Source organism: Larsenimonas suaedae (assembly GCF_023712105.1).
Classification (GTDB): Bacteria; Pseudomonadota; Gammaproteobacteria; order Pseudomonadales; family Halomonadaceae; genus Larsenimonas; species Larsenimonas suaedae.
This window is the reverse complement of sequence record NZ_JAMLJI010000002.1, coordinates 275,795-300,970: the sequence shown is the minus strand read 5'-3', so window position 1 is coordinate 300,970 and position 25,176 is coordinate 275,795. Positions and strand designations below refer to the sequence as shown.

Here is a 25,176-nt window from a genome sequence, read left to right as displayed (position 1 = left end):
TAGTGTAAATTGTCGAGGCTCCGGTGAATGAGTGTGCCGGAGCCTCGCGTCATATTGATGATCATTGCGATCAACGAGAGGATCTAGACATGGCAGCTATCAGCGCATCTCTGGTCAAGGAACTGCGTGAGCGCACCGGTCTTGGCATGATGGAATGTAAGAAGGCTCTGACCGAGGCCGACGGTGATATCGAGCAGGCGATCGAGAATCTGCGTAAGAACGCAGGTCTTAAGTCCGCCAAGAAGGCTGGGCGTGTCGCGGCTGAAGGCGGTATCATCACGCGCGTTTCTGACGATGCGAAACTTGCCGTAATGCTTGAAGTCAACTCCGAGACGGACTTTGTCGCTCGTGACGACAACTTCCAGGCGTTTGCGTCCAAAGTGGTCGATCGTGCGTTTGAAACCAAGCAAAGCGACGTTGCCACGCTGATGGAAGGCGAGCTCGAAGACGCGCGTACACAGCTGGTTCAAAAAATCGGTGAGAACATCTCCGTGCGTCGTGTTGCGATCGTCGAAGCGCAGGACGGCGGCGTGCTGGGTGCCTACGTACACGGCAGCCGCATCGGTGCGATCGTCAAGCTCAACGGTGGCGAGCAGCAGGCTGCACACGACATCGCCATGCATGTTGCCGCGATCAACCCGTCGGTTTCTCATCCGGAAAACATGCCGCAGGACGAGCTGGACAAGGAAAAAGCAATTATCCTGTCTCAGCCTGACATGGCAGGCAAGCCGGAAGAGATCGCCGAGAAAATGGTTCAGGGCCGTCTGAAGAAGTACCTGGCTGAAAACAGCCTGGTCAATCAGCCGTTCGTCAAGGACCAGAACCAGACGGTCGCCGAGTACGCCAAGGCCAGCGGCAATGGTGAAGTCGATTCCTTCGTTCGCTTTGAAGTTGGTGAAGGCATCGAGAAAGAAGAAGTCGATTTCGCCCAGGAAGTTATGGAACAGGCGCGTCGCAGCTAAGCGCGTCTCCGTTCCTGAAAGCCGCGAGGTGGTCTTGCCCGCTCGCGGCTTTCGTATATCCAGATGATAGTGATGGTGGCTCAACCAGTGTGTGATCTGTAAGCTTGTTTCCATAAGGAAATGCCGTACGCTCGGTCAGGCCGTCGTTGTTGTCGCGACGTCATCGCCAAGATGGCAGTCATTTGCTATTGATCAGGTGCTGCGAAAGCGAACCTCAAGTTTTTAGCCCTCCAGGAGTAGTGCATGCCCCCCAATGAGCGTAGAGCCAAGTACAAACGCGTCCTTTTGAAACTGTCTGGCGAGGCCCTGACGGGCGACCAGGAGTTCGGGATCGATCCCAAGGTGCTGGATCGCATGGCGCTTGAAGTCGGTCAGTTGGTCGGTATCGGTGTTCAGGTAGGGCTGGTCATCGGCGGTGGCAATCTGTTTCGTGGCGCAGCGCTGCACGCCGCGGGCATGGAGCGCGTGACAGGCGATCACATGGGCATGCTTGCAACCGTCATGAACGCACTGGCCATGCGCGATGCGCTCGAGCGCTCCAACATTCGTTCACGCGTTATGTCGGCGATTCCGATGAGCGGCGTGGTCGAGCATTATGACCGACGTACAGCTATCCGCTATCTTACCGGTGGCGACGTCGTGATCTTTTCCGCCGGTACCGGCAACCCGTTCTTCACAACCGATTCCGCTGCCTGCCTGCGTGGCATCGAGATCGACGCTGACGTGGTCGTGAAGGCAACCAAGGTCGATGGTGTTTACGACAAAGATCCGTTCACCCACGATGACGCAGTGAAATACGACCGGCTGAGTTACGATCAGGTTCTGGATCAAAAGCTCGGTGTCATGGACCTCACCGCGATTTGCATGGTGCGCGATCACAACATGCCGGTGCGGGTTTTCGATACGACCAAGGCAGGCGCGCTTTTGAATCTGGTTGTCGGTTCCAATGAAGGCACTTTGATAGACAGAGGGTAAGACGGTGATCAACGAGATCAAGAAAGACGCACAGGTGCGCATGCAAAAGAGCGCGGAATCGCTGAAGGGTGCGTTCCAACGTATTCGTACCGGGCGCGCTCATCCGACGATCCTTGAGTCGGTTATGGTCGATTATTACGGCTCCACCATGCCGATCAACCAGGTCGCCAACGTCAATGTCGAGGACGCGCGGACACTTGCGGTACTGCCGTGGGAAAAATCAATGGTGCCGGTTATTGAAAAGGCGATCATGACGTCGGATCTTGGGCTCAACCCGTCCAACAACGGCTCCATCATTCGTGTGCCGATGCCGCCCTTGACTGAAGAGACGCGCAAGAACTACATCAAGCAGGCCCGTTCCGAAGCCGAGGGCGCCCGTGTTGCGGTGCGCAACGTACGGCGCGATGCCAACAGTGAGATCAAGGCGCTTTTGAAGCAGAAAGAAATTTCTGAAGATGAAGAGCGTGAAGCCGAAGATGATATTCAGAAGCTGACCGACAAGTTCATCGCCGAGATCGATACTCAGCTTGAGCATAAAGAACACGACCTGATGCAGGTCTGAATGAAATCGGCAGACATCGGTCTGCCGATGCAGCAATGTGAGTTCTCATGACGTCATCGCCTATGCACCCAAACATGCCGAACCATGTTGCCATCATCATGGATGGCAATAACCGGTGGGCAAAGGCCCACGGCTTGTCAGGCATCCGAGGTCACCATGCCGGGGTGGAATCCGTTCGCCACGTTATAAAACGTGCCAGTGAGCGAGGTATCAAGGCTGTTACCCTGTTCGCGTTTTCGAGCGAAAACTGGCGCCGTCCGCCGGACGAGGTTCGAGGGTTGATGGAGCTGTTTATCCTGGCGCTTCGTCGCGAGATCGGGAAGCTGCATCGCAATAACGTGCGGCTGACCATCATCGGTGAGCGAAGCAAGCTGCCTGAATCGCTCCAAAAGGCGATCGAGCGGGGTGAGCGAAAGACGCGCAACAACACGGGGCTCCATCTGGTCGTTGCAGCCAACTACGGGGGACGTTGGGACATCGCCCAGGCGGCCAAGGCGCTGGCGCATCAGGTGGAGGCCGGAACACTCAAGGCTGAGGATATCGATGAGCATCGCCTCGATGAGCAGATCAATCTGAGCGGCCTGCCCGAGGTCGACCTGTGTATTCGTACCAGTGGCGAGCAGCGCATCAGTAACTTCCTGCTTTGGCAGCTTGCCTACGCCGAGTTCTATTTTTCTCCCCTGTTCTGGCCCGATTTCGGGGCAGAGGCCTTCGATGAAGCCGTCGATGCGTTCGCACATCGGCACCGCCGCTTCGGCATGACAGACGATCAACTAGAGGTCGAGCGTGCTTAAACAACGAGTAATCACGGCATTGGCTATCGGGCCCACGTCCCTGGTGTTGCTTTTCAGCCTCGGGGGCGGTGCGTTTGCCTGCTTTATCGGCCTGATCCTGCTGGGTGCAGGGTGGGAATGGGCCAATCTTTCCGGCGCCACGACGACTCGCGAAAAAGCGAGTTTCGTGGCGCTCTTGTTTGTGACGCTGGTCAGTTTCTGGCTGACGGGTGCCGCCTATGCCGTGTGGCCGCTGGTGCTTGCATTGCTTGGGTGGTGTCTGGCGCTTTACTGGGTCGCGCGTTATCCCTCGGCGACCGATCAGTGGCAGGCTTCCCTGCGACGCTATCTGATGGGTATCTGTGTGCTGGTACCCTGCTGGGTCGGTTTTTTGCATCTGCGCGAGACCCCGTGGTGGTTGCTGTATGTCCTGTTCGTGGTCTGGGGGGCGGATATCGGCGCCTACTTTGCCGGCCGCGCGTTCGGCAATCGCAAGCTGGCGCCGCGCGTTAGCCCCGGAAAATCCTGGGCAGGCGTATATGGTGGGCTGGGTGTCACCGGCGTTTTTGCCATCATCATGGGGCTTTGTCAGCAGTTGAGCTTTGCAGGTGGCTTATGGCTGATCGTGATTTCACTGGTGGTTACTCTGGCCTCAGTGCTGGGCGATCTGTTCGAGAGCATGCTGAAGCGCCACCGTGGCATCAAGGACTCGGGGAATCTGTTGCCCGGTCACGGCGGTCTTCTTGACCGTCTCGATAGCCTGACGGCGGCCGTTCCTCTGTTCGCGCTGCTTGCGCCCTGGGTCGCCTGAGATGACACGTCAACGCGTTACCGTGTTGGGTGCGACCGGCTCGATCGGCACCAGCACCCTTGATGTCATCGCGCGCCACCCCGAGCGTTATGACGTATTCGCGCTCTCGGCCGGAACGCAGAAAGAGGCGCTGTTGGCGCTTTGCGAGACCCATCGGCCAGCCGTTGCTGTGCTCTCTAGAAGTGAGGACGCCCATTGGCTTGCCGGTGAGCTGCGCAGAGCGGGCCTTGCGACCGAGGCGCGCTACGGCGAAGAGGCTTTATGCGATATCGCCGCCGATGCTCAGGTCGATGTGGTCATGGCTGCAATTGTAGGCGGTGCCGGGCTGATGCCGGCGCTTGCAGGCGTTCGGGCCGGCAAGCGGATGCTTCTGGCCAACAAGGAAGCTCTTGTGATGTCAGGGGCGCTCTTCATGGCCGAAGTGGCGCGCTCCGGGGCGACGCTTCTACCGATCGACTCCGAACACAACGCCATTTATCAGTGTTTGCCACCGACCCACCGCGATGGGCTTGACGCCCACGGCGTGCATCAGCTGCTGCTGACCGCCTCCGGTGGCCCTTTCAGGGAGTGGTCTCGCGAGGCGCTTGGCTCTGTCACCGTTGAGCAAGCGTGTGCGCACCCGAACTGGTCGATGGGGCGAAAGATCTCGGTCGACAGCGCCACCCTCATGAACAAGGGGCTCGAGTTGATCGAGGCCTGTTGGCTGTTCAATGCGTCGGTGGACCAGGTTCAGGTGGTGATTCACCCACAAAGTGTTATTCACTCCATGGTCGCCTATAAGGACGGCTCCGTGCTCGCGCAGCTCGGCAATCCTGATATGCGAACCCCTATCGCCTACGGGCTGGCCTGGCCCGAGCGCATCGATGCCGGCGTGAAACCGTTGGATCTTTTCGACGTGGCTCGGCTTGATTTCCAGGCGCCGGACGCTGATCGTTTTCCCTGCCTGGCGCTTGCCTCACAGGCCATGCGCGAGGGCGGTACGGCACCGGCCATTCTTAATGCGGCCAATGAAGTTGCGGTTGCCGCTTTCCTCGATAAACGCCTGTCGTTCACCGGCATCGGCGAGTTGGTCGCTCGAGTGCTCGAGCAGGGCCATGTCTGTCCGGCCAGCGAACTCGAAGCGATTGCTGAGGCCGATCGTCGATCGCGCGCGCTGGCAACTGAGTTGCTCTCCGGGTCTTTCAGCTGAAATGAGGTGACGCCATGGGCGTGCTGGAAAATGTTCTGGCCGTGATCGTCGTGCTCGGCTTACTGATCACGATTCACGAGTATGGCCATTTCTGGGCGGCGCGTCGGTGCGGTGTCCGCGTGCTTAGATTTTCCGTCGGGTTTGGTAAGCCGCTTCTGATGCGCCGTGACCGCCATGGAACCGAGTACGTGCTGGCCGCGATTCCTCTTGGTGGGTATGTGCGCATGCTCGATGAGCGTGAGTCGGACGTCCCCGCAAGCGAGCAGGCTCACGCGTTCAATCGGCAGTCGGTTTACAAGCGCATGTTCATTGCCGCTGCTGGGCCGCTTGCCAATTTCCTGCTGGCCTTCATTGCCTATTGGGTGCTTTTTGTTTCAGGCACGACCGTGATTGCGCCGGTGATCGGCGGGGTTGCGCCGGATTCACCTGCCGCCAGGGCGGGGCTCGGCGCGGGTCAGGAGATCACGCAGGTGGCCGGACGTGACACACCGTCATGGTCGGCGGTCAATCTTCAGTTGTTGTCTGAAATCGGCCATACCGGAGAGCTTGAGGTTCAAACGCGCCCCTTCGAGAGTGATGCTCGTTCAACCACGCACGCGCTGCCCGTCACACGGTTTCTTGCCGAGCAGAAAACGCCGGACCCCTTGTCCAGTATGGGCATTACGCCCTGGCAGCCTCCCGTTCCGGCGCTGATCGGTAAGGTGCTGGATGATTCTCCTGCCGCCCGCGCAGGGCTTAAGGCGGGCGATCGTATCGAGCGTGTCGATGGGCGTACGGTTGAAAGCTGGCAGTCACTGGTCGGCACGATTCAGGCCTCGGCCGGAACGCCCATGGCGCTGACGGTTGCGCGAGATGGTCAGGAGCAAACACTTACGCTCACGCCTGAAACTAAATCGCTCGAACGTGGTCGGGAGGTGGGGTACATCGGCGCCGCCGCGGCACCGTTTAGCTGGCCTGAGTCTCATCAACGCCAGATCAGCTATTCGCCGCTTGCAGCGATTGGTCAGGCGGTGCACAAGACAGGTGAAATGACCCAGCTTACGCTTGCCTCCATTGGCAAGATGATTGTCGGGCTCATTTCGCCGTCCAATCTGTCGGGCCCGATCACCATTGCCCGCGTTGCGGGGGATTCGGCCCGCTCGGGGCTTGAAACCTTTATCGGGTTTCTGGCGTACCTGTCCATCAGCCTTGGCGTACTGAACCTGTTGCCGGTGCCAGTGCTTGATGGCGGTCATCTGCTGTTCTATCTCGCCGAGGCGATTCGCGGCAAGCCTCTGCCGGAGCGGGTGCAGACGTTTGGTTTGAAGGTCGGCTTTGCCCTCATCGGCGTACTGATGGTGATGGCGTTTTACTTTGACCTGATGCGGCTTTGATCGGGAAGGGCCACTCCATGGCAGTGCTTGTCAGTAGGGGGGCGATGTGTATAAGGTGCCTGTTCACGAAGCGGTCTCGACCGGATGGGCCAGCGGTTTCAATACGTGATAAACCGTTGTAAAAGTCAATAACCTGGCTGGCCTTCAATGGCGGGCGGAATTCAGTTAAAGCGAAATGACGGCATGAAGATAAAAACCTTGGGTTTGGTAGCATGTTTGCTGGGCGGCACCCAGACGGCTTTTGCCGACAGTTTTAAGGTCTCCGATATACGAGTCGAAGGGCTTCAGCGTGTGTCGGCCGGCACCGTGTTCAATGCGCTCCCTATTTCCGCCCATGAAACCGTCGATGACCAGGAGCTTTCCGAGGCCGGCCATGACCTGTTCGAGACCGGTCTGTTCGATGATGTCAGTTTCTCGCGCGATGGCGATGTACTGATCGTCAATGTGTCGGAGCGCCCGACCATTGCCTCGATCGACATCGAGGGTAATTCGAAGATTTCAACCGACGATCTCAAGAAAGGCCTGACCGACTCCGGTATTTCGGAGGGGCAAGTGCTTCAGCGCTCGACACTTGATGAGATGGAGCGGGAGCTTGAACGGGTCTATCAGGCCCAGGGGCGCTATAGCGCGCGTATTTCTACCTCGGTCAAGAAACAGCCCAATAACCGTGTCGAAGTCGACATCAATGTCAACGAAGGCACTACAGCGACCATCAAGCAGATCAATATCGTTGGTAACGACGCCTTCGATGACGATCAGCTTCGCGACCTGTTCCAGCTTGAAGACCATCCGGGCTGGTTCCTGGGATGGTTCTCGGGGGATAAATACTCCCGTCAGAAACTCGGCGCCGATCTGGATGCGCTCAGGAATTACTACCTCGACCGTGGTTTCGTGAACTTCCGGATTACATCGACTCAGGTGTCGATCAGCCCGGACAAGGAAAGCATCTACATCACGGTGAACGTGGATGAAGGCAAGCGCTACAAGATCGGTGACATCAAGTTTGCTGGCGAGCTTCACATGGATGAAGCCGACGCGCGCAAACTCGTGAGCGCCAAGGAAGGCGAGACCTTCTCCCAGTCGGATCTGACCGCCTCGAGCGAGGCGCTTCGTCAAAAGCTCGGCGCGATGGGCTTTGCCTTCGCCAAGGTCGATAGCGTCCCGCAGGTCGATGAAGACGGCGACACGGTGGATGTGACCTTTACCGTCGATGCCGGAAAACGCTCCTATGTGCGCCGCATCAACTTCAAGGGCAACACCACCACCGCCGATGAAGTGCTGCGGCGTGAACTGGTTCAGCTCGAAGGCGCACCGGCGTCGACCGACAACATCAAGCAGTCGCAGCAGCGTCTCCAGCGTCTTGGCTTCTTCAAGCAGGTTGATGTCGAAACGCGCCCGGTGCCAAACCATCCCGATCAACTGGATGTGACCTACAACGTTCAGGAACAGCCCTCCGGCAGCATCTCGGCAAGCGTCGGGTTTTCCCAGTCCGCGGGCGTGATCTACGGGGCGTCGCTTTCACAGAAGAACTTCCTCGGTACCGGGAATCGTGTCGATATCGGTGCGCAGAAAAGCGACTACTACACCAACCTCAACTTCAGCTTTACCGATCCGTACTGGACGCTCGACGGGATTTCGCGCGGGTATAACCTGTATTACCGCAAGACCGACTACGAAGATTCCGACATTTCCACCTATTCGACCGACGCAATCGGGGGCGGCATCAACTTCGGTTATCCGATCAGCGACCTGTCCCGTCTGAACTTCGGTCTGGGCGTCGAGCATCTGGAAGTCGATTCCTACGATGACTCGCCCTACGAGATCGTTCAGTATCTGGAAGACGAAGGCGACAGCTTCGATAACTTCAAGCTGACCGGCAGTTGGACGCGCAATAGCCTCAACCGGGGCGTCCTGCCGACGGCCGGCAGCTATCAGCGCTTCTCCGTCGAGGCCTCGACCCCAGGCAGCGACGCCGAGTACTACAAGCTTCGCTACCGTGGTCAGAAACTCTTCCCGTTGACCACCAGCGAAGAGTGGGCGATCAAGCTTCGCTCTGAGTTGGGCTATGCGGGAAGCTATGGCGACACCGACGTCTATCCCTTCTACGAAAACTTCTATTCGGGCGGTCTGGGCTCGGTGCGCGGCTTCAAGAGCAACACGCTGGGACCGAAGACCACCGAGCGCGGCAACGGTGACGACGATACGCTCGGCGGTAATGCTCTGGTCGAAGGCTCGGTCGAGATGATCTTCCCGTTCCCGTTCATCGAAGACCGTCGCCAGCTTCAGAGTTCACTGTTCCTCGATGCCGGTAATACCTACCAGCGAGACTGCATGTCCGTACCGGCCGGTCAGACATCGCAGTGCGAGTCGGGCATCGACTTCAGTGATCTTCGTTACTCGTTCGGTGTAGGATTGTCCTGGATTACGCCGGTCGGTCCGCTGACGTTCAGCGTGGCCAAGCCGCTTAGCGACCATGACGGCGACGATACCCAAGTGTTCCAGTTCTCGCTGGGCCAGACATTCTGATAGGTTAGCAAGACACGTATTAAGGAGAGCAGGATGCGTAAATTGACAATGGCCATGTGTCTGACAGGGCTGATCGGAAGCGTCGGCATGACCGCGCAGGCACAGGCCGCGGATGTGGCCGTACTGGATTGGCAGCAGGCCCTTCTGAACACCCAATCGGCCCAGCGCTCGATGAATCAGATGAAAAACCAGCTCGGCGGCCAGCAGCAGCAGGTCAAGGCGCTGGGTGAGCAGGTGCAGTCGCTGCAGGAAAAGCTTCAGAAAAACGGCGACGTCATGTCCGACAGCGAGCGCAATAACCTGATGCAGCAGCTGCGCCAGAAGGGCACGCAGTTCCAGCAGCAGCGCGCCGAGCTTCAGAAAAAGCGCAATCAGCAGGAACAGGCGTTTCTCAAGCAGGCCAAGCCCAAGCTCGACAAGGCAATTGAGCAGGTGGTTCAGCGTCACGACGTCAAGGTACTGGTCGATCGCAACAGCGTCATCTATTCCGATGACTCGCTGGATCTGACCAAGGAAGTCACCAACGCCTTCAACTCACAGAACTGAGTACGGCGCACCTGCCGGGATCAATGACAAAGAACGCCTCTCCTTCGTATACGCTGGCCGAGCTGGCCAGCCTCTTGAACGCGACGCTCATTGGTGACGGTGAGCGTCGTGTGTGTGGTTTGTCGACGTTGACTGATGCAGGTCCCGACGATATCGCCTTTCTTGCCAACAGGGCCTATGCCAAGCACCTGGCAACAACTCGCGCTGCCGCCGTTCTGTTGCATCCGGAGTACGCCGAGGAGTGCCCGACACCGGCGTTGTTGCTGGATAACCCCTATCTGGCTTATGCCAAATTGTCACACTACTTCGACCCGCTCAAGCGCGATGAGGCGTCAGTCACCGACGTGCATCCGACTGCGGTCATCTCAAGCGATGTGACGATCGGTGAGGGCGTGTTCGTCGGGGCCAACGCCGTGATCGAAGCGGGAGTCTGTCTGGCCGATGGCGTTCATATCGGTGCGGGCAGTTTTGTCGGTGCAGACGTAAGTCTCGGTGCACGCAGTTATCTCCATCCCAATGTGGTGCTGTACCACGGCGTAATTGTCGGGGCGTCCTCGGTCATCCACAGCGGTGCGGTGATCGGCGGCGATGGCTTCGGCTTTGCCCACGACGGCGCACAGTGGCACAAGATCGCCCAGCTTGGCGGCGTCGTGATCGGTGACAACGTGGAGGTCGGCAGTTGCAGCAGCATTGATCGCGGTGCACTCGGTGATACTGTGATTGGCAGCGATGTGAAGATCGACAGTCAAGTGCAGATTGCGCACAACGTACACATCGGTGAGCACTCGGCGCTCGCCGGCTGCGTTGGCATCGCAGGCTCAACGCGGGTCGGGCGGCACTGCCTGCTTGGCGGCGGCGTCGGCCTTGCCGGCCACCTCGAGATCGCGGATGGGGTGCAGATTACCGGCATGAGCCTGGTCACCAACTCAATCAGTGAGGCGGGCGTGTATTCGTCGGGCACCGGCTCCATGCCAAATGGGCTGTGGCGACGCAACGCTGTTCGCTTCAAGCAGCTCGATGAGTTGTCGCGCCGCGTTACCCGGCTCGAACGCCACCGCGACTGACGCAAGGACACTGGCTGGTCGTTGCGTTTAAGACGCGTATAATGTGCGGCCAGTCACTCGGGGATCACCCCGTAGCATGCCTGCCAGTAATGGCAGGCATTTCGTTATTTCAGAGGTTGTGCGCCAATGGTCATGGACATCAATGAGATCCGAGAGTATCTCCCCCACCGCTACCCCTTTCTGCTGATCGACCGGGTTACAGAGCTGACAACCGGCGAGTCCATCGTTGGGTACAAGAACGTCAGCATCAATGAGCCGTTCTTCAACGGGCATTTTCCGGAGCATCCGATCATGCCGGGTGTCTTGATCATTGAGGCATTGGCCCAGGCTGCAGGTATTCTCGGGTTCAAGACCGTCAACAAGCTGCCCCGCGACGGCTACATCTATTATCTTGTCGGCAGCGACAACGTGCGCTTCAAGCGCCCGGTACTGCCGGGTGACCGACTGCGCCTCGAGGCCACCATGATCAAGGCGCGCCGGGGTATCTGGAAGTTCTCATGCCAGGCGCACGTCGACGACGAACTGGTCTGTGAAGCTGACATCATCTGTGCCGAGAGGAAGGTCGCTTGATTCATTCTACCGCTATCATCGATCCGTCGGCGGTCATCGCCGATGACGTTGACATCGGGCCGTTCTGCATCGTCGGGCCGGATGTCGAAATAGGCCCCGGCAATGTGATCGGCCCGCACAGCGTCATTAAAGGGCCGACCCGTATAGGCGCACGCAACCGTATTTTCCAGTTCACCTCGATCGGCGAGGAGTGCCAGGACAAGAAATACGCCGGTGAACCCACGCGCCTTGAGATCGGCGATGACAACGTCTTCCGCGAAGGGGTTACGGTCCACCGAGGCACCACGCAGGACGAGGGGATCACCCGGATCGGCAGCCGAGGCCTGTTCATGGCCTACGCCCACATCGCGCATGACTGTCAGATCGGCAACGATGTGATCATGGCCAATCAGGCAACGCTTGGTGGCCACGTTCACCTGGGTGATCACGCGATTCTCGGCGGGCTGTCAGCGGTGCATCAGTTCGCGCACGTCGGCGCCCACGCCATGTGCGGTGGCGGGGCGATCGTCACCAAGGATGTACCGGCCTACACCATGGTCAACGGCCATCCGGCGCATGCCCATGGGCTCAACCTGGTCGGGCTGAAGCGTCGTGGGTTCGAGCGCGGCGTGCTTTCCAAGCTCTCCACCGCCTACAAGTGCGTTTATCGACAAGGTCTGACGCTTGAGCAGGCGCTCGAGCGCATCGAGCAGGATGAAACGCTGGCCTGCCCGGAAATGACCGTGTTCATTCAGTCGTTGAAAGCGTCCGAACGCGGCATCACGCGCTGATGGTCAAGGTGTACCTTGTGGCCGGTGAGCTCTCCGGCGACTTGCTCGGTGCGGGGTTGATGCGCTCGCTCAAGGCACGCCATCCCGACATCGAGTTTCGCGGTGTGGGCGGGCCCCGCATGGAGGCCGAAGGGCTTTCCAGTCAGATCCCGCTCGAGCGACTGGCGATCATGGGGCTTGCCGAAGTCGTTCGCCACCTCCCGGAGCTCTTTCGATTTCGCCGTCAGCTCAGAGAAGATGCGCTTGCCTGGCAGGCGGACATCATGGTCGGCATCGACTATCCCGATTTCAATTTGCGCCTGGCGCGCCAGCTGCACGATGTGGGCATGCCGACGGTGCACTACGTCAGCCCCTCCGTCTGGGCCTGGCGACAGGGTCGGGTCAAGGGCATTCGTGCATCTATTGACCGTATGTTGACGCTGTTGCCTTTCGAGGCCTCGTTTTACAAGGCGCATCAGGTGCCGGTCAGCTTCGTCGGGCACCCGTTGGCCGAAGAACTGCCGGTCAATGATGACATGCGCGCGGCCCGTGAGGCGCTCGATATCGCGCCGAACGCGCGCGTGCTGGCGGTGCTTCCGGGCTCGCGTCGGCAGGAAATCGCCTTCAACGCCCCGGCATTTCGGGACACGGTCGAACGCTTGCGGGAGCGCGACCCGCTATTGAACGTGGTGGTGCCTGCGGCCAATGCGACCCGGGCCAGCGAGCTCGATGAGCTTGGTATCAACACGCGCTCAGGCTTTCAAGTGCTGGATGGCAAGGCGTGGCAGGCCATGACCGCTGCTGACGCGGTGCTTTTGACCTCTGGAACAGCCGCGCTCGAGGCAATGCTTTGCCATCGGCCCATGGTAGTGGCCTACCGGCATTCGAACGCCTCGCACTGGCTCGCCAAGCGGTTGGTCAAGACGCCCTGGATCTCACTGCCCAACTTGATCGCGCAAAAGGCGCTAGTGCCTGAGTTGATTCAGGATCAGGCCACGCCTGAGCGACTTGCAGAGACGCTGTGGCCGCTTTTAAGTGACAGTCAACAGCAGCAGGACATTCAGGCGCGTTTCAAGACGCTCCACCAGGAGCTTCAGCGCGGGGCCAGTGACCGAGCGGCCGAAGCGGTTCTCGAGGTGCTCGATGAACGCACGTGACTGGCCGCCTATCGAGATTCCCTACGAGGGCCTTTACCTGGCTGGTGTGGATGAAGTCGGCCGCGGGCCATTGGTTGGGAGTGTGGTGGCTGCGGCCGTCATTCTAGACCCTGCCCGCCCGATCGAGGGGCTTACCGATTCCAAGAAGCTCAGTGATCGCAAGCGCCGGGCGCTGGATCTATTGATCCGGGAGCGGGCGTGCGCGTTCGCGCTCGGCGAGGCCAGCCCCGGCGAGATCGACGAGCTCAACGTCTATCACGCAACGCATCTTGCCATGCGCCGTGCAGTCGATGGCCTGACGCCTTCCGCTGAGTATCTGTTGGTCGATGGCAATCGTCTGCCCGAGCATGCGCTGCCGGGCCAGGCGGTGGTCAAGGGTGATCTTCGTCATCAGGCCATCGCGGCGGCCTCGATCATTGCCAAGGTGGCTCGAGACGATCAAATGCTTAAGCTCGATCGACGCTACCCCGACTACGGCTTCGCTCAGCACAAGGGCTATCCGACCAAGGCCCACCTCGAGGCCATTGATCGCCTCGGGCCGATAGCCGATCATCGTCGAAGCTTTTCCCCGTTCAAGGGGCAGGTAGACCTGTTTTAAATCGAGCGGACAGAATCGGTCGTTCGCCGTTCTCTTTCTCACGAATTACGAGTGATTCAAGCGATGTCCTTCGTTCACCTTCGCGTTCACAGCGAGTATTCGCTGGTCGATGGCCTCATTCGCCTAAAGCCACTGATCAAGCACGCCAGTGCCGAGCAGTTGCCTGCGCTTGCGCTGACCGATGAAACCAACCTGTTCGGCCTGGTCAAGATGTACACCTCGGCGCAGGGTGCGGGGCTCAAGCCGATCATCGGGTCCGATGTCTGGATGGACAACCCGTTCGATGAGGATCATCCGTATCGGCTGACCCTGATCGCGATGAACAACGAGGGCTACCGTAATCTCACCGAGCTCATTTCCCGCGGGTGGCAGCACGGCCAGCGCGATGACCGTGCGCAGCTCAAGAAGGAGTGGATCTTCGAGCAAAGCGACGGCTTGATCGCGTTGTCCGGTGCGCGTGAAGGAGAGATCGGACGTTTTCTACTTTCCGAGCACCATGAGACCGCCCGTCAGGTGCTCACCGAGTGGCAGCGTTTCTTCCCGGACCGATTCTATCTCGAGCTCCAGCGCACCAAGCGTCCGTTCGATGAAGCCTGCGTCAAGGCAAGCGTTGAGCTTGCGATCGCAACCGATACCCCGGTCGTTGCCACCAACGACGTTCGATTCATGACCCGAGAGGACTACTGGGCTCATGAAACCCGGGTCTCGATCGGTGAGGGCAAGGCGCTGGATGACCCGCGCCGGGAAAGCCGCTACAGCGAAGAGCAATACTTCAAGTCGGCCGAGGAGATGGCCGAGCTTTTTGCAGACCTTCCCGAGGCGATCGAAAACTCGGTCATGATCGCGGCGCGCTGCAACGTCGATGTGCGCCTGGGCGAGTACTTCCTGCCGGAATACCCGGTACCGGATGGCATGACCATGGAAGAGTTTTTCTGCAAACTCTCCCATGATGGCCTATCAGAGCGGCTTTACCGGCTTTTCGACGCCGAGCACGCCACCTATCAGGGCCGCGACCGGGCCGAGTTCGAACCGGCGTATCGTGAGCGGCTCGATTTCGAGCTTGGCATCATCAATCAGATGGGCTTTCCCGGCTACTTCCTGATCGTGATGGACTTCATTCGCTGGGCGAAGCAGAACGACGTGCCGGTGGGGCCCGGTCGTGGCTCCGGTGCCGGGTCGCTGGTGGCCTATGCGCTCGAGATCACCGACCTCGACCCGCTTGAATACGACCTGCTGTTCGAACGCTTTCTGAACCCCGAACGTGTCTCGATGCCCGACTTCGACGTCGATTTCTGCATGGAAAAACGCGACCGGGTCATCGACTACGTGGCCGACCGCTACGGCCGCGACGCCGTATCCCAGATCGTTACCTTCGGCACCATGGCGGCCAAGGCGGTGGTGCGCGATGTGGCGCGTGCCCAGGGCAAGCCGTATTCGCTCGGCGATAAGCTTTCAAAGCTCATTCCGTTTGAGGTCGGCATGACACTTGCCAAGGCTTGGGACCAGGAATCGGCGCTGCGTGAGTTTGTCGAGGGCGATGATGAAGCCGGCGAAATCTGGGAAATGGCTCAGAAACTCGAGGGCATTACCCGCGGCACCGGCAAGCACGCTGGTGGCGTTGTCATCGCGCCGACCAAGCTGACCGACTTCTCACCGCTTCTGTGTGACGAGGACGGCTCCGGTCTGATGGTTCAGTTCGACAAGAACGACGTCGAGGAAGCGGGGCTGGTCAAGTTCGACTTTCTGGGGCTTCGAACGCTCACGATCATCGACTGGGCGCTCGAGATGGTCGATGTGGTTCGTGCCCGCGAGGGGCAGGGACCGCTCGACATCGCGACCATACCGCTGGACGACACGCCCACCTTCGACATGCTCAAGAAGGCGGAAACCACGGCGGTGTTCCAGCTTGAATCCCGCGGCATGAAAGAGCTGATCAAGCGCCTCCAGCCTGATTCCCTTGAAGACATGATCGCCCTGGTGGCGCTGTTCCGCCCGGGCCCGCTGCAGTCTGGCATGGTGGATGACTTCATCAACCGTAAGCACGGCCGGGCAGAAGTATCTTATCCACACCCGGATTATCAGCACGATCTGTTGAAACCGGTGCTGGAGTCGACCTACGGCATCATCCTGTATCAGGAGCAGGTGATGCAGATCGCTCAGGTGCTGGCCGGCTATACGCTTGGTCAGGCCGACATGCTGCGCCGCGCCATGGGCAAGAAAAAGCCCGAGGAAATGGCCAAACAGCGCGCCGGGTTCATGGAAGGGTGCGCCGAGAAGGGCATCGACAAGGATCTGGCCGGCAACATCTTCGACCTGGTGGAAAAGTTCGCCGGCTACGGCTTCAACAAGTCTCACTCGGCCGCCTACGGGTTGGTTTCCTATCAGACGGCCTGGTTGAAAGCGCATTACCCGGCGCCGTTCATGGCAGCGGTCCTCTCGACCGAAATGCACACCATCGAGAAAGTGGTGCCGCTGATCGAGGAGTGCCGGCGCATGGGGCTTTCGGTCACGCCCCCCAACGTCAACGTCGGTGGCTACAAGTTCACGGTCAACGACGACAACGAGGTCGTCTACGGTCTGGGGGCGATCCGCGGGGTCGGTGAGGGCCCGATTGGCGCGATCGTTGAATCGCGTGAGACCGACGGCCCGTTCAAGGATCTGTTCGACTTCTGTCGCCGGATCGACGGCAAGCGCATGAACAAGCGCACCATCGAGGCGCTGATTCGCTCCGGTGCGCTCGATCAGCTCGGGCCGTCGCGCTCGGTGCTGGCCGCAGCACTTGATGATGCCTTGAAGGCGGCTTCGCAAAGCCACACCAACGCAAGCATCGGCATGATGGACATGTTCGGTGAGGCGTTCGGCGGTGCCGAGGACGACGCCGACAGCGACGTCTATCAGGAGTATCGCCAGGTGCGGGATTGGACCGACCGCGAGCGTCTTGGCGGTGAAAAGGACACGCTTGGGCTCTATCTGACCGGTCACCCCATCGATGAGTACGAAGCCGAGCTCAAACGCTTCGTGAGCACGCGCATCGTCGATCTGAAACCCTCGCGCGAGCCACAGCGTGTGGCCGGGCTGATCGTTGCGATGCGGACGATGAAATCCAAGCGCGGCGACACGATCGCGTTCGTGACGCTCGATGACCGCACCAGTCGCATCGAGGCGTCGCTCTTTGGTGAACTCTATGATCAGGTGCGCAATCAGCTGGCGGCCGATCAGGTCGTGATTCTTGAAGGCGAGGTCAGCCAGGACGATTATTCCGGTGGACTCAAGCTCCGGGTGAAGGAGGTCACGCCGATCGTGGCCGCCCGTGGCCGCTATGGAGAGGCGATCGAGCTCGAGATCGACGGCGCCCGGGTCAACGGTGGCCTGATCAAGACGCTGACCTCCCAGCTCTCGCCCTACGTCAACGCGGAGGGGCTTCCGGTGCGTGTGAGCTATCGCAATGCGCGGGCGAAGGGGCAGGTCGAACTGGGCGAACGCTGGCGGGTAACGCCAAGCGATGAGCTTTTCCTGGCGCTTGCTGATGTCGAAGGGCAGGACCGTGTTCGTTTATGCTATCGCTAGATAGCGCCGTTGAAACCAGGGCCGGCTCGGGTGACTTGCAGTCGCGGGACACCATGGGATAATGGCCCCATTTTACGCTCGTCGACAGCAACGCAGGCAGTGGCGGCGAGCAAACCCGACAGCTCCATACGGCGATGTATGATGAGCTGCCAGAGAGTGTGATAACGCCCCTATGAATCCGAACTATCTGGACTTTGAACAGCCCATTGCCGAAATGCAGGCCAAGATCGAAGAATTGCGCCTGGTCGGCAACGACTCCAAGATCAACATCAGCGAAGAAGTAGGCAAGCTCGAGGAAAAAAGCCGCAAGCTGACCGAGCAGATCTTCCGCGATCTGTCGGCGTGGCAGGTCGCCCAGCTCTCGCGCCATCCGCAGCGGCCCTACACCCTCGATTACCTCGACGCCATCTTCACCGATTTCGAAGAACTGCACGGCGACCGTGCCTTCGCCGACGACGCAGCGCTGGTCGGCGGAATCGCGCGGCTCGACGACCGGCCGGTCATGGTCATCGGCCATCAGAAGGGCCGGTCGGTGAAGGACAAGGTCCGCCGTAATTTCGGCATGCCCCGTCCGGAAGGCTACCGCAAGGCGCTGCGCCTGATGGAAATGGCCGAGCGTTTCAACATGCCGGTGCTGACGTTCATCGACACGCCCGGGGCCTATCCGGGCATCGACGCCGAAGAGCGCGGCCAGAGCGAAGCCATCGCCCGCAATCTCGCCGTCATGTCTCGCCTCAAGACGCCGATCATCTCTACCGTGATCGGTGAAGGCGGCTCCGGCGGCGCACTGGCCATCGGCGTGTGCGATGAGCTTCAGATGCTTCAGTACTCCACCTACTCGGTCATTTCGCCGGAAGGGTGCGCGTCCATTTTGTGGAAGAGCGCTGAAAAGGCCTCTGAAGCCGCTCACGCAATGGGCATTACCGCCTCGCGTCTGAAGGAACTGGGCTTTGTCGATACCCTGATCGAAGAGCCGCTGGGTGGCGCCCACCGCACGCCGGATGCCGCTGCGGAGCGCGTTCGCGGCGCCTTGAATGAAAGCCTTGATCGGTTGACGGCGCTGGACACCGACGCGCTGCTTGAGCGGCGCTACGCCCGGTTGATGAGTTATGGCGCGCCCGCGTAAAAACGGTCTGCCTGTAAGACGATGAAAAGGCGTGCTCTGGCACGCCTTTTTTTATGGACGGCAAAATAGATGGCAAACGTTCGACGCTAAAAAACGCTTGCCGACCAAGCGCTCGAGGAGGTCCTGTGACCGAGCATCAAGTGCAGTCATATCTCGAACACGGTTTTTCCATCAGTGGGGCGCGCGTCTGGGTCGCACTTTCCGGTGGAATGGACAGTGCCTGTCTCTTGCACCTCGCGCATCGGTTCTGCCCCGTGCACACCGAGCTGAAAGCGGTTCATGTCCATCATGGTCTCCACGTCGAGGCCGATGCACTCGAGGCGGCCTGTGAGCGTCAGTGCCAGGCGCTTGGTATCGAGTTGGTGTGTCATCGGGTCACGGTCGACCCCGACGGCGATGGGCTTGAAGCGGCAGCGCGGCGAGCGCGCTACGCCGCGTTCGAGCAGACGCTCGAGCCGGGTGACACGCTCTGGCTTGCCCACCATCGCGACGATCAGGCCGAAACCGTGCTGCTCAGGCTGCTGCGGGGCAGCGGGTTGACTGGCCTCGGTGGCATGGCGCCCAGGCGCGCATTGACGGCGACATGCGCTCTGGTGCGCCCGCTGCTGTCGGTGCCGCGGGCGAGTCTGGTCGAGCTTTCTGAAAACGCGGGGCTTGTGTGGGTCGAGGACCCCACCAATCGCGATACGCGCTTTGATCGCAATTTCCTGCGCCATGACGTTCTGCCACGGCTCGAGGCGCGCTGGACGCGCGCTTCCCACGTGCTGGCCTCGACGGCCGAACTGCTTCGAGGTGAGCGCGCGGCGTTGATGCGCTTTGCCGATGATGTACTTGAGGAGATCACGTGCGCGCCGGGCGTACTTGAGCTTGACGCCCTTGTTGCGCGCTCACCTGATGAACAGGCGGTGCTGATTCGGCGCGCGCTGGCGCAATTGGAGGTGCCGCTGCCGCCCAGGCGACGGCTTTCAACCCTGCTCAAGCAGCTCGATGCGCGCCTGGACGCAGAGGTTGTCGTCAAATGGCCTGGGGGGGAGGCGCGGCAATGGCGTCGTCGAGTTTATCTCGGTACGCCTTGCGCGGAGCTTGCGCCGTTCGATGCCGCGTGGGAGAACGCCACCGAGCTCACGACGCCCTGGGGCGACTGGTTCGGCGCCCTGAGCTCGACGTCCTCTGGCGAGGCGATGATTGACCGCGTTACCTCGCGCCGCGGCGGTGAACGTCTTCGAGTCAACGGTCACCGCCGGGCGCTCAAGGCGCTGTTTCAGACGTATGAGGTGCCGCCGTGGCAGCGCTCTCAGGGTTTGCTCGTGTGGGCCGGAGGCGAGCTGGTGGCGCTCGTGCTGCCCCCGGGCGCCACGCCCGCCGTGCTTACTGCAGATGGCTGGACGTGTGAGGCGAGTCGCTGGCGGGATAGGTCGAGACCGTGAGGGTCAGTCCGGTATCGCTCAGGTAGTGGCATTCGCGCTCGGCGTCGATAATTCGAAGCAGGGCGTCGTCCGGCAGGGTCAATTCAAGCGTGTCGCCCTCAGCGGTAAGCCCGAAGTCGGTGAAGGGGTCGTCGTCACGGGAGTGGTTCAAAAGCACCGCCAGGCGCAGGATGACCGCCAGGCGCAGGAACGGGAGCCGCCGACGTTCGGGTAGGGCGTTGAGCTCTCGAAGCGGGAATTTACGACGGTGCGCTCGAACCAGAAACGCCAAAAGCTGCTGTTCGGGCCGAGAAAACCCGGCCAGATCGGCGTATTCAAGGATGTAGCTGCCGTGGCGGTGAAACTTCGCGTGAGAAATGGCAAGGCCCAGCTCGTGAACGCGTGCGGCCCAGTCCAGATAGCGCCAGTGGGCATTGGTCAATGACCAGGACTTGGCCAGATGCTCGAAGGCCTGGCGGGCGCTCTCGCGCACGTTATGCTGTTGCTGGGTGTCGACATCGAAACGCGTGGTCAGCGCATCGAGGCTATTGTTGCGCGGGTCCTGATCGGTGTCGCGGCCGATCAGATCGTTGATGACCCCTTCTCGGAGCGCACCATTGGCGTAACGAAGCCGCTCGAGCTTGAAAACGTCGAAAATGGCGCGCAGCACGGCGACCCCGGCGGGAAAGACCCGCGCCCGGCTGGCCTTGAGTCCATCCAGTGACAGCGAGTGCAGGTCGTTTTGCTTGATCAGCCGCTTCTTGAGCCAGTCAAGGCCCTCCCGAGTGACGACACCGCCTTCGGTCTGACCGTGCTGTTCGAGCACTTCCGCGGCGGCGCGGATGGTGCCGGAGGTGCCGATCGGGTCCTGCCAGCCAAGTTTCTGATAGGCGCGCTTGATGTTCGCAAGCTCTGATCGCGCTTCTCGCTCGGCCTGGCGGAAATTCTTATCGGTGATGGCGCCATCGGCGAAGAATCGATCGGTGTAGACCACACAGCCCATATCGAGGCTTTCAAGCGCCAGCGGCGTAAAATGCTCGCCGATGATGAACTCGGTCGAGCCGCCGCCGATGTCGGCCACCAGGCGTCGGCCCTTGCCTTCAGCAAGGGCATGAGCGGCGCCCAGGTAGATCAGGCGCGCCTCCTCGCGGCCGGAAATGATTTCGACATCGTGGTCCAAAAGGGCCTGGGCTCGGGCGAGAAAGTCATCGCTGTTGCTGGCGGTGCGAAGGGCATTGGTACCAACGATACGAATATCGTCGGCACCAATGCCGTCGATGAAGTGCGCGAACAGTTCAAGGCATGTCATGGCGCGGGCCATGGCGGCATCGCTTAAACATCCGTCCTTGTCCATGCCGTCGGCGAGCTGCACCTTTTCGCCGCGCTTTTCGAGCGTCTTGATATGGCCGTTGCTGTACTCGACGATCAACAAGTGAAAACTGTTCGATCCCAGATCGATGGCGGCCAGTTTTTTCGAGCTGTCAGGGAGCGTATCGTCCGTCATTAAGGCATCCTGTTTCTTTGCACGGGGCGACCCTGTGTTTGACCATGACGTGCAGGCCGGGTCGCTTTATAGTCTATGGCGTTGTGGCAAGCATAGCGCACGAACCATGACGCATTCTTGTCGCGGGCTCTTCATGTTGAAGAGTGATTCATTATTTAGGGAAAACATCATGAGCGAACGCGTTGCACAGTGGGATGAAGCCAGTCTCGAGCGGGAGTTGACGGCGCATTCCGGCGCTGTGTTGATCGACTTCTGGGCTCCGTGGTGCGGGCCGTGCAAGCAGCTTGCTCCCGTGCTCGATGACATCGCGACCGAGCTTGAAGGGCGGGTTCGCGTGGCCAAGATCGACATCGACCAGTACCCGGATATTGCGGCTCGGTTCAACGTGCGAGGCATCCCCACTCTGATTCTTTTTCTGGATGGCAATGTCGAGGCGACCAAGGTCGGGGCACTGCCAAAAGCGCAGATCCTCGAGTTTATCGAAGAGGAACTCAAGTAGCATTTTATGCCGCTGGCCTATTGCGTTGGTGGTGGAGGTTGACTACCATCAGGTCGTTCGCCTGTTCCGAATGCTTTCCGGCCGCGCCTATAGCGGTTTCCCAAGTCGTCAGTCAGCCCTCTTCTCGTGATCGTCGCGCCCCGATCAAGGCCAGTGATCTGAGTTCAGGCGAATTTAGTTACCGATCACATCCTGCATGTCTCGACCAGCGTTGTCCGAGCCGCCACGAGCCGGCCACTCAAGACATAGATGACACCCAAGAGGCTTCTGAACGCACCGGGCGGCCTTTGATTTATATTGACCGCCTCCTGTCTTGCAGCACACAGCACTTCTCTTTGCCATGCTGACACGAGCGATTTTCGAATAAACCGATGAATCTTACCGAACTCAAGCAAAAATCCGTTCCCGAACTGCTCAATCTTGCCCGCGACATGGGCATCGACAACCTGGCACGTTCCCGGAAACAGGACATCATCTTCGCCATCCTCAAAAAGCACGCCAAAAGCGGCGAAGATATCTTCGGCGACGGTGTGCTCGAAATCCTGCAGGATGGCTTTGGCTTCCTGCGCAGCGCCGACAGCTCCTACATGGCCGGCCCGGATGACATCTACGTTTCACCCTCCCAGATTCGGCGCTTCAACCTGCGCAAGGGTGACACCATCGCGGGCAAGATTCGTCCGCCGAAGGAAGGCGAGCGCTATTTCGCTCTGTTGAAGGTCAGCAAGATCAACTTCGACAAGCCGGAAAACGCCAAGCACAAGATCCTGTTTGAAAACCTGACGCCGCTGTTTCCGCAAAGCCGCCTGGGCATGGAAATCGGCAACGGTTCGACCGAGGATCTGACCTCTCGAATCATCGACTTGGCCGCGCCGATCGGCAAGGGCCAGCGTGGTCTGATCGTCTCACCCCCCAAGGCGGGTAAGACGCTGATGCTTCAAAACATCGCCAATTCCATCACGCGCAATAATCCCGAATGCCACATGATCGTGCTGCTGATCGATGAGCGGCCCGAGGAAGTGACCGAGATGGCGCGTACGGTACGTGGCGAGGTCGTGGCATCGACGTTCGATGAGCCGCCGGCGCGTCACGTTCAGGTCGCGGAAATGGTCATCGAGAAAGCCAAGCGCCTGGTCGAGCACAAGAAGGACGTGGTGATCCTGCTTGATTCCATCACGCGTCTGGCTCGTGCCTACAATACCGTCGTGCCGTCCTCCGGCAAGGTATTGACCGGCGGTGTCGATGCGCATGCGCTCGAAAAGCCCAAGCGGTTCTTTGGTGCGGCCCGTAACATCGAGGAAGGCGGCAGTCTGACGATTCTTGCCACCGCGCTGGTCGATACCGGCTCCAAGATGGACGAGGTCATTTTCGAGGAGTTCAAGGGCACGGGTAACATGGAAGTGCATCTTGACCGCAAGCTGGCTGAAAAGCGTGTGTTCCCGGCCATTAACCTGCGTCGGTCCGGCACGCGCCGTGAAGACCTTTTGTGCAGCGAAGAAGAAATGCAGCGCATGTGGATTCTTCGCAAGCTCTTAAACCCGATGGAAGACGTGGCCGCGACCGAGTTCATGATCGATCGTCTGAAGGACACCAAGACCAACATCGAGTTCTTCGAGGCGATGAAGCGCCGCTGACGGGGCGTTCGTCGGTTAATGAGGGCAGGAATGATTCCTGCCCTTTTTTGTGCCATTGTCATCCCATCGATCATCAGGGGAGCAAGAGATGCAGTATCGGGATCTCAGAGAATTTATCGATGGGCTCGAGGCGCGAGGCCAGCTGGTGCGGGTCAGGGCCGAGGTCGATCCATACCTTGAAATGACCGAGATCTGTGACCGGGTGCTTCGTGAGGAGGGCCCGGCGCTTTTGTTCGAAAACGTGAAGGGCAGCGACATTCCGGTGCTGGCCAATCTGTTTGGAACGCCCACGCGGGTGGCGCTCGGTATGGGGCAGGACAGCGTTTCGGCATTGAAGGAAGTGGGCGAGCTGCTCGCCTTTTTAAAAGAGCCCGAGCCACCCAAAGGGTTTCGGGATGCCTGGGAAAAGCTCCCCATCTTCAAGCAGGTCATGAGCATGGGCCCCAAGCGGGTACGCAAGGCGCCATGCCAGGAGGTCGTGCTCGAGGGGGAGGCCGTCGATCTTGATCGGTTGCCGATTCAGCACTGCTGGCCCGGCGACGCTGCACCTCTGGTGACCTGGCCGCTGGTCGTGACCAAGGGGCCGCACAAGGCGCGTCAGAATCTTGGTATCTATCGTCAGCAGAAAATCGGCAAGAACCGCTTGATCATGCGGTGGCTGTCCCATCGCGGCGGCGCGCTCGATTTTCAGGAGTGGCAAAAGGCCCATCCGGGTGAGCCGTTTCCGGTCGCGGTGGTGCTCGGGGCCGATCCAGCCACGATTCTCGGGGCGGTGACCCCCGTGCCTGATTCGCTGTCCGAATACGCGTTTGCGGGGCTGTTGCGGGGGTCGAGAACCGAACTGGTCAAGTGTGGGCATGCCGAGCTTGAGGTGCCTGCGTCCAGCGAGTTTGTCCTTGAAGGATACATCTATCCTGATGACATGGCCCAGGAGGGCCCGTTCGGCGATCACACTGGGTACTACAATGAGGTCGACACCTTCCCGGTCTTTACCGTTGAGCGAATCACCCATCGTACCAACCCGATCTATCATTCGACCTACACCGGCCGCCCGCCGGATGAACCCGCGGTGCTCGGGGTGGCGCTGAATGAGGTGTTTGTACCGATTCTTAAGCGCCAGTTTCCGGAAATCGTCGATTTTTACCTGCCGCCGGAAGGCTGTTCCTATCGGATGGCGGTGGTGTCGATGAAAAAGCAGTACGCGGGCCATGCCAAGCGCGTCATGATGGGGGTCTGGAGCTTTTTGCGTCAGTTCATGTACACGAAATTCGTCATCGTCGTCGACGAAGGCATCAACGTTCGGGATTGGAAGGATGTGATCTGGGCGATCACGACACGAATGGATCCGTCGCGTGACACGGTTCTGGTCGAAAATACCCCGATCGATTATCTCGATTTCGCCTCGCCGGTCAGCGGGCTCGGGTCGAAGATGGGGATGGACGCGACCGATAAATGGCCCGGTGAAACCACGCGTGAGTGGGGGCGTGCCATTTCGATGAGTGATGAGATCAAATCGCGCGTATCGGAACGCTGGGATGAATTCGCTATAGTATCGCCCACCGAAAAAAACACCGTTGAACGCTGAGGA

21 protein-coding genes are annotated in these 25,176 nt (G+C 59.8%); 20 read left to right on the top strand and 1 reads right to left on the bottom strand.

The window, feature by feature from the left end:
- Positions 1 to 89 precede the first annotated feature (89 nt).
- From tsf to tilS, 17 genes are all read left to right on the top strand, one after another.
- Positions 90 to 962 carry a translation elongation factor Ts gene (gene tsf / locus NAT49_RS07360; protein WP_251592771.1) on the top strand — a complete coding sequence of 291 codons (873 nt, stop codon included), beginning with the start codon at positions 90 to 92 and terminating at the stop codon, positions 960 to 962.
- A 243-nt stretch (positions 963 to 1,205) separates the two neighbouring features.
- The gene (gene pyrH, locus NAT49_RS07355) at positions 1,206 to 1,937 is read left to right on the top strand and encodes a UMP kinase (RefSeq protein ID WP_251592766.1); all 732 of its coding nucleotides are present in this window, start codon (positions 1,206 to 1,208) and stop codon (positions 1,935 to 1,937) included.
- Positions 1,938 to 1,941: 4 nt separating this feature from the next.
- A complete protein-coding gene (gene frr, locus NAT49_RS07350; protein ID WP_251592754.1) occupies positions 1,942 to 2,499 on the top strand; it encodes a ribosome recycling factor in 558 nt (185 codons plus the stop codon).
- A gap of 47 nt (positions 2,500 to 2,546) precedes the next feature.
- Positions 2,547 to 3,293: a polyprenyl diphosphate synthase gene (uppS, locus tag NAT49_RS07345; protein ID WP_251592753.1), complete on the top strand. Its 747-nt coding sequence runs from the start codon at positions 2,547 to 2,549 to the stop codon at positions 3,291 to 3,293.
- Positions 3,286 to 4,083: a phosphatidate cytidylyltransferase gene (locus tag NAT49_RS07340; RefSeq protein WP_251592751.1), complete on the top strand. Its 798-nt coding sequence runs from the start codon at positions 3,286 to 3,288 to the stop codon at positions 4,081 to 4,083. Before uppS ends, NAT49_RS07340 begins: the two co-directional genes overlap by 8 nt.
- Before the next feature lies 1 nt (position 4,084).
- The gene (ispC, locus tag NAT49_RS07335) at positions 4,085 to 5,272 is read left to right on the top strand and encodes a 1-deoxy-D-xylulose-5-phosphate reductoisomerase (RefSeq protein ID WP_251592750.1); all 1,188 of its coding nucleotides are present in this window, start codon (positions 4,085 to 4,087) and stop codon (positions 5,270 to 5,272) included.
- Between the two features lie 14 nt (positions 5,273 to 5,286).
- Positions 5,287 to 6,645: an RIP metalloprotease RseP gene (gene rseP / locus NAT49_RS07330; protein ID WP_251592744.1), complete on the top strand. Its 1,359-nt coding sequence runs from the start codon at positions 5,287 to 5,289 to the stop codon at positions 6,643 to 6,645.
- A gap of 183 nt (positions 6,646 to 6,828) precedes the next feature.
- Positions 6,829 to 9,171, top strand: a complete 2,343-nt coding sequence (gene bamA / locus NAT49_RS07325) for an outer membrane protein assembly factor BamA (protein WP_251592730.1) — start codon at positions 6,829 to 6,831, stop codon at positions 9,169 to 9,171.
- 33 nt (positions 9,172 to 9,204) lie between these two features.
- A complete protein-coding gene (locus NAT49_RS07320; RefSeq protein WP_251592728.1) occupies positions 9,205 to 9,717 on the top strand; it encodes an OmpH/Skp family outer membrane protein in 513 nt (170 codons plus the stop codon).
- 23 nt (positions 9,718 to 9,740) lie between these two features.
- Positions 9,741 to 10,781 carry a UDP-3-O-(3-hydroxymyristoyl)glucosamine N-acyltransferase gene (gene lpxD, locus NAT49_RS07315; protein ID WP_251592725.1) on the top strand — a complete coding sequence of 347 codons (1,041 nt, stop codon included), beginning with the start codon at positions 9,741 to 9,743 and terminating at the stop codon, positions 10,779 to 10,781.
- 126 nt (positions 10,782 to 10,907) lie between these two features.
- Positions 10,908 to 11,351, top strand: coding sequence for a 3-hydroxyacyl-ACP dehydratase FabZ (gene fabZ, locus NAT49_RS07310; RefSeq protein WP_251592723.1), 444 nt, complete (start codon positions 10,908 to 10,910; stop codon positions 11,349 to 11,351).
- Positions 11,348 to 12,121 (top strand): acyl-ACP--UDP-N-acetylglucosamine O-acyltransferase, encoded by a 774-nt coding sequence (gene lpxA, locus NAT49_RS07305; protein WP_251592722.1) that lies wholly within the window; start codon positions 11,348 to 11,350, stop codon positions 12,119 to 12,121. The genes fabZ and lpxA overlap by 4 nt, the downstream gene beginning before the upstream one ends.
- Entirely contained in the window at positions 12,121 to 13,257 is a 1,137-nt protein-coding gene (gene lpxB / locus NAT49_RS07300; protein WP_251592721.1) for a lipid-A-disaccharide synthase, read from the top strand. Before lpxA ends, lpxB begins: the two co-directional genes overlap by 1 nt.
- Entirely contained in the window at positions 13,244 to 13,855 is a 612-nt protein-coding gene (gene rnhB / locus NAT49_RS07295; protein WP_251592720.1) for a ribonuclease HII, read from the top strand. Before lpxB ends, rnhB begins: the two co-directional genes overlap by 14 nt.
- A gap of 63 nt (positions 13,856 to 13,918) precedes the next feature.
- Positions 13,919 to 17,422 carry a DNA polymerase III subunit alpha gene (dnaE, locus tag NAT49_RS07290; protein ID WP_251592719.1) on the top strand — a complete coding sequence of 1,168 codons (3,504 nt, stop codon included), beginning with the start codon at positions 13,919 to 13,921 and terminating at the stop codon, positions 17,420 to 17,422.
- Between the two features lie 172 nt (positions 17,423 to 17,594).
- Positions 17,595 to 18,548 (top strand): acetyl-CoA carboxylase carboxyl transferase subunit alpha, encoded by a 954-nt coding sequence (gene accA / locus NAT49_RS07285; protein WP_251592716.1) that lies wholly within the window; start codon positions 17,595 to 17,597, stop codon positions 18,546 to 18,548.
- Positions 18,549 to 18,673: 125 nt separating this feature from the next.
- On the top strand, positions 18,674 to 19,975 hold the full coding sequence (gene tilS, locus NAT49_RS07280; RefSeq protein WP_251592714.1) for a tRNA lysidine(34) synthetase TilS: 1,302 nt from the start codon (positions 18,674 to 18,676) through the stop codon (positions 19,973 to 19,975).
- Here the strand turns inward: tilS and ppx are convergent.
- Entirely contained in the window at positions 19,917 to 21,458 is a 1,542-nt protein-coding gene (gene ppx, locus NAT49_RS07275; RefSeq protein WP_251592712.1) for an exopolyphosphatase, read from the bottom strand. The two genes, tilS and ppx, sit on opposite strands and share 59 nt — an antisense overlap.
- A gap of 169 nt (positions 21,459 to 21,627) precedes the next feature.
- Between ppx and trxA the strand changes: the two genes are divergently transcribed.
- The 3 genes from trxA to ubiD all read left to right on the top strand — a co-directional run bounded on the left by trxA (position 21,628) and on the right by ubiD (position 25,173).
- The gene (gene trxA, locus NAT49_RS07270; protein WP_251592711.1) at positions 21,628 to 21,957 is read left to right on the top strand and encodes a thioredoxin; all 330 of its coding nucleotides are present in this window, start codon (positions 21,628 to 21,630) and stop codon (positions 21,955 to 21,957) included.
- Between the two features lie 371 nt (positions 21,958 to 22,328).
- Positions 22,329 to 23,588, top strand: a complete 1,260-nt coding sequence (gene rho, locus NAT49_RS07265) for a transcription termination factor Rho (protein ID WP_251592708.1) — start codon at positions 22,329 to 22,331, stop codon at positions 23,586 to 23,588.
- A gap of 88 nt (positions 23,589 to 23,676) precedes the next feature.
- Entirely contained in the window at positions 23,677 to 25,173 is a 1,497-nt protein-coding gene (gene ubiD, locus NAT49_RS07260) for a 4-hydroxy-3-polyprenylbenzoate decarboxylase (protein ID WP_251592701.1), read from the top strand.
- The last annotated feature ends 3 nt before the right edge of the window (positions 25,174 to 25,176 follow it).

What these genes read in the sequence shown, in the direction of transcription:
- ppx (WP_251592712.1), bottom strand. Translation starts at nt 21,458, where the DNA reads ATGACGGACGATACGCTCCCTGACAGCTCGAAAAAACTGGCCGCCATC.
- uppS (WP_251592753.1), top strand. Translation starts at nt 2,547, where the DNA reads ATGACGTCATCGCCTATGCACCCAAACATGCCGAACCATGTTGCCATC.
- NAT49_RS07320 (WP_251592728.1), top strand. Translation starts at nt 9,205, where the DNA reads ATGCGTAAATTGACAATGGCCATGTGTCTGACAGGGCTGATCGGAAGC.
- accA (WP_251592716.1), top strand. Translation starts at nt 17,595, where the DNA reads ATGAATCCGAACTATCTGGACTTTGAACAGCCCATTGCCGAAATGCAG.
- pyrH (WP_251592766.1), top strand. Translation starts at nt 1,206, where the DNA reads ATGCCCCCCAATGAGCGTAGAGCCAAGTACAAACGCGTCCTTTTGAAA.
- rnhB (WP_251592720.1), top strand. Translation starts at nt 13,244, where the DNA reads ATGAACGCACGTGACTGGCCGCCTATCGAGATTCCCTACGAGGGCCTT.
- lpxD (WP_251592725.1), top strand. Translation starts at nt 9,741, where the DNA reads ATGACAAAGAACGCCTCTCCTTCGTATACGCTGGCCGAGCTGGCCAGC.
- rseP (WP_251592744.1), top strand. Translation starts at nt 5,287, where the DNA reads ATGGGCGTGCTGGAAAATGTTCTGGCCGTGATCGTCGTGCTCGGCTTA.
- trxA (WP_251592711.1), top strand. Translation starts at nt 21,628, where the DNA reads ATGAGCGAACGCGTTGCACAGTGGGATGAAGCCAGTCTCGAGCGGGAG.
- dnaE (WP_251592719.1), top strand. Translation starts at nt 13,919, where the DNA reads ATGTCCTTCGTTCACCTTCGCGTTCACAGCGAGTATTCGCTGGTCGAT.
- bamA (WP_251592730.1), top strand. Translation starts at nt 6,829, where the DNA reads ATGAAGATAAAAACCTTGGGTTTGGTAGCATGTTTGCTGGGCGGCACC.
- fabZ (WP_251592723.1), top strand. Translation starts at nt 10,908, where the DNA reads ATGGTCATGGACATCAATGAGATCCGAGAGTATCTCCCCCACCGCTAC.
- rho (WP_251592708.1), top strand. Translation starts at nt 22,329, where the DNA reads ATGAATCTTACCGAACTCAAGCAAAAATCCGTTCCCGAACTGCTCAAT.
- ispC (WP_251592750.1), top strand. Translation starts at nt 4,085, where the DNA reads ATGACACGTCAACGCGTTACCGTGTTGGGTGCGACCGGCTCGATCGGC.
- ubiD (WP_251592701.1), top strand. Translation starts at nt 23,677, where the DNA reads ATGCAGTATCGGGATCTCAGAGAATTTATCGATGGGCTCGAGGCGCGA.
- tsf (WP_251592771.1), top strand. Translation starts at nt 90, where the DNA reads ATGGCAGCTATCAGCGCATCTCTGGTCAAGGAACTGCGTGAGCGCACC.
- lpxB (WP_251592721.1), top strand. Translation starts at nt 12,121, where the DNA reads ATGGTCAAGGTGTACCTTGTGGCCGGTGAGCTCTCCGGCGACTTGCTC.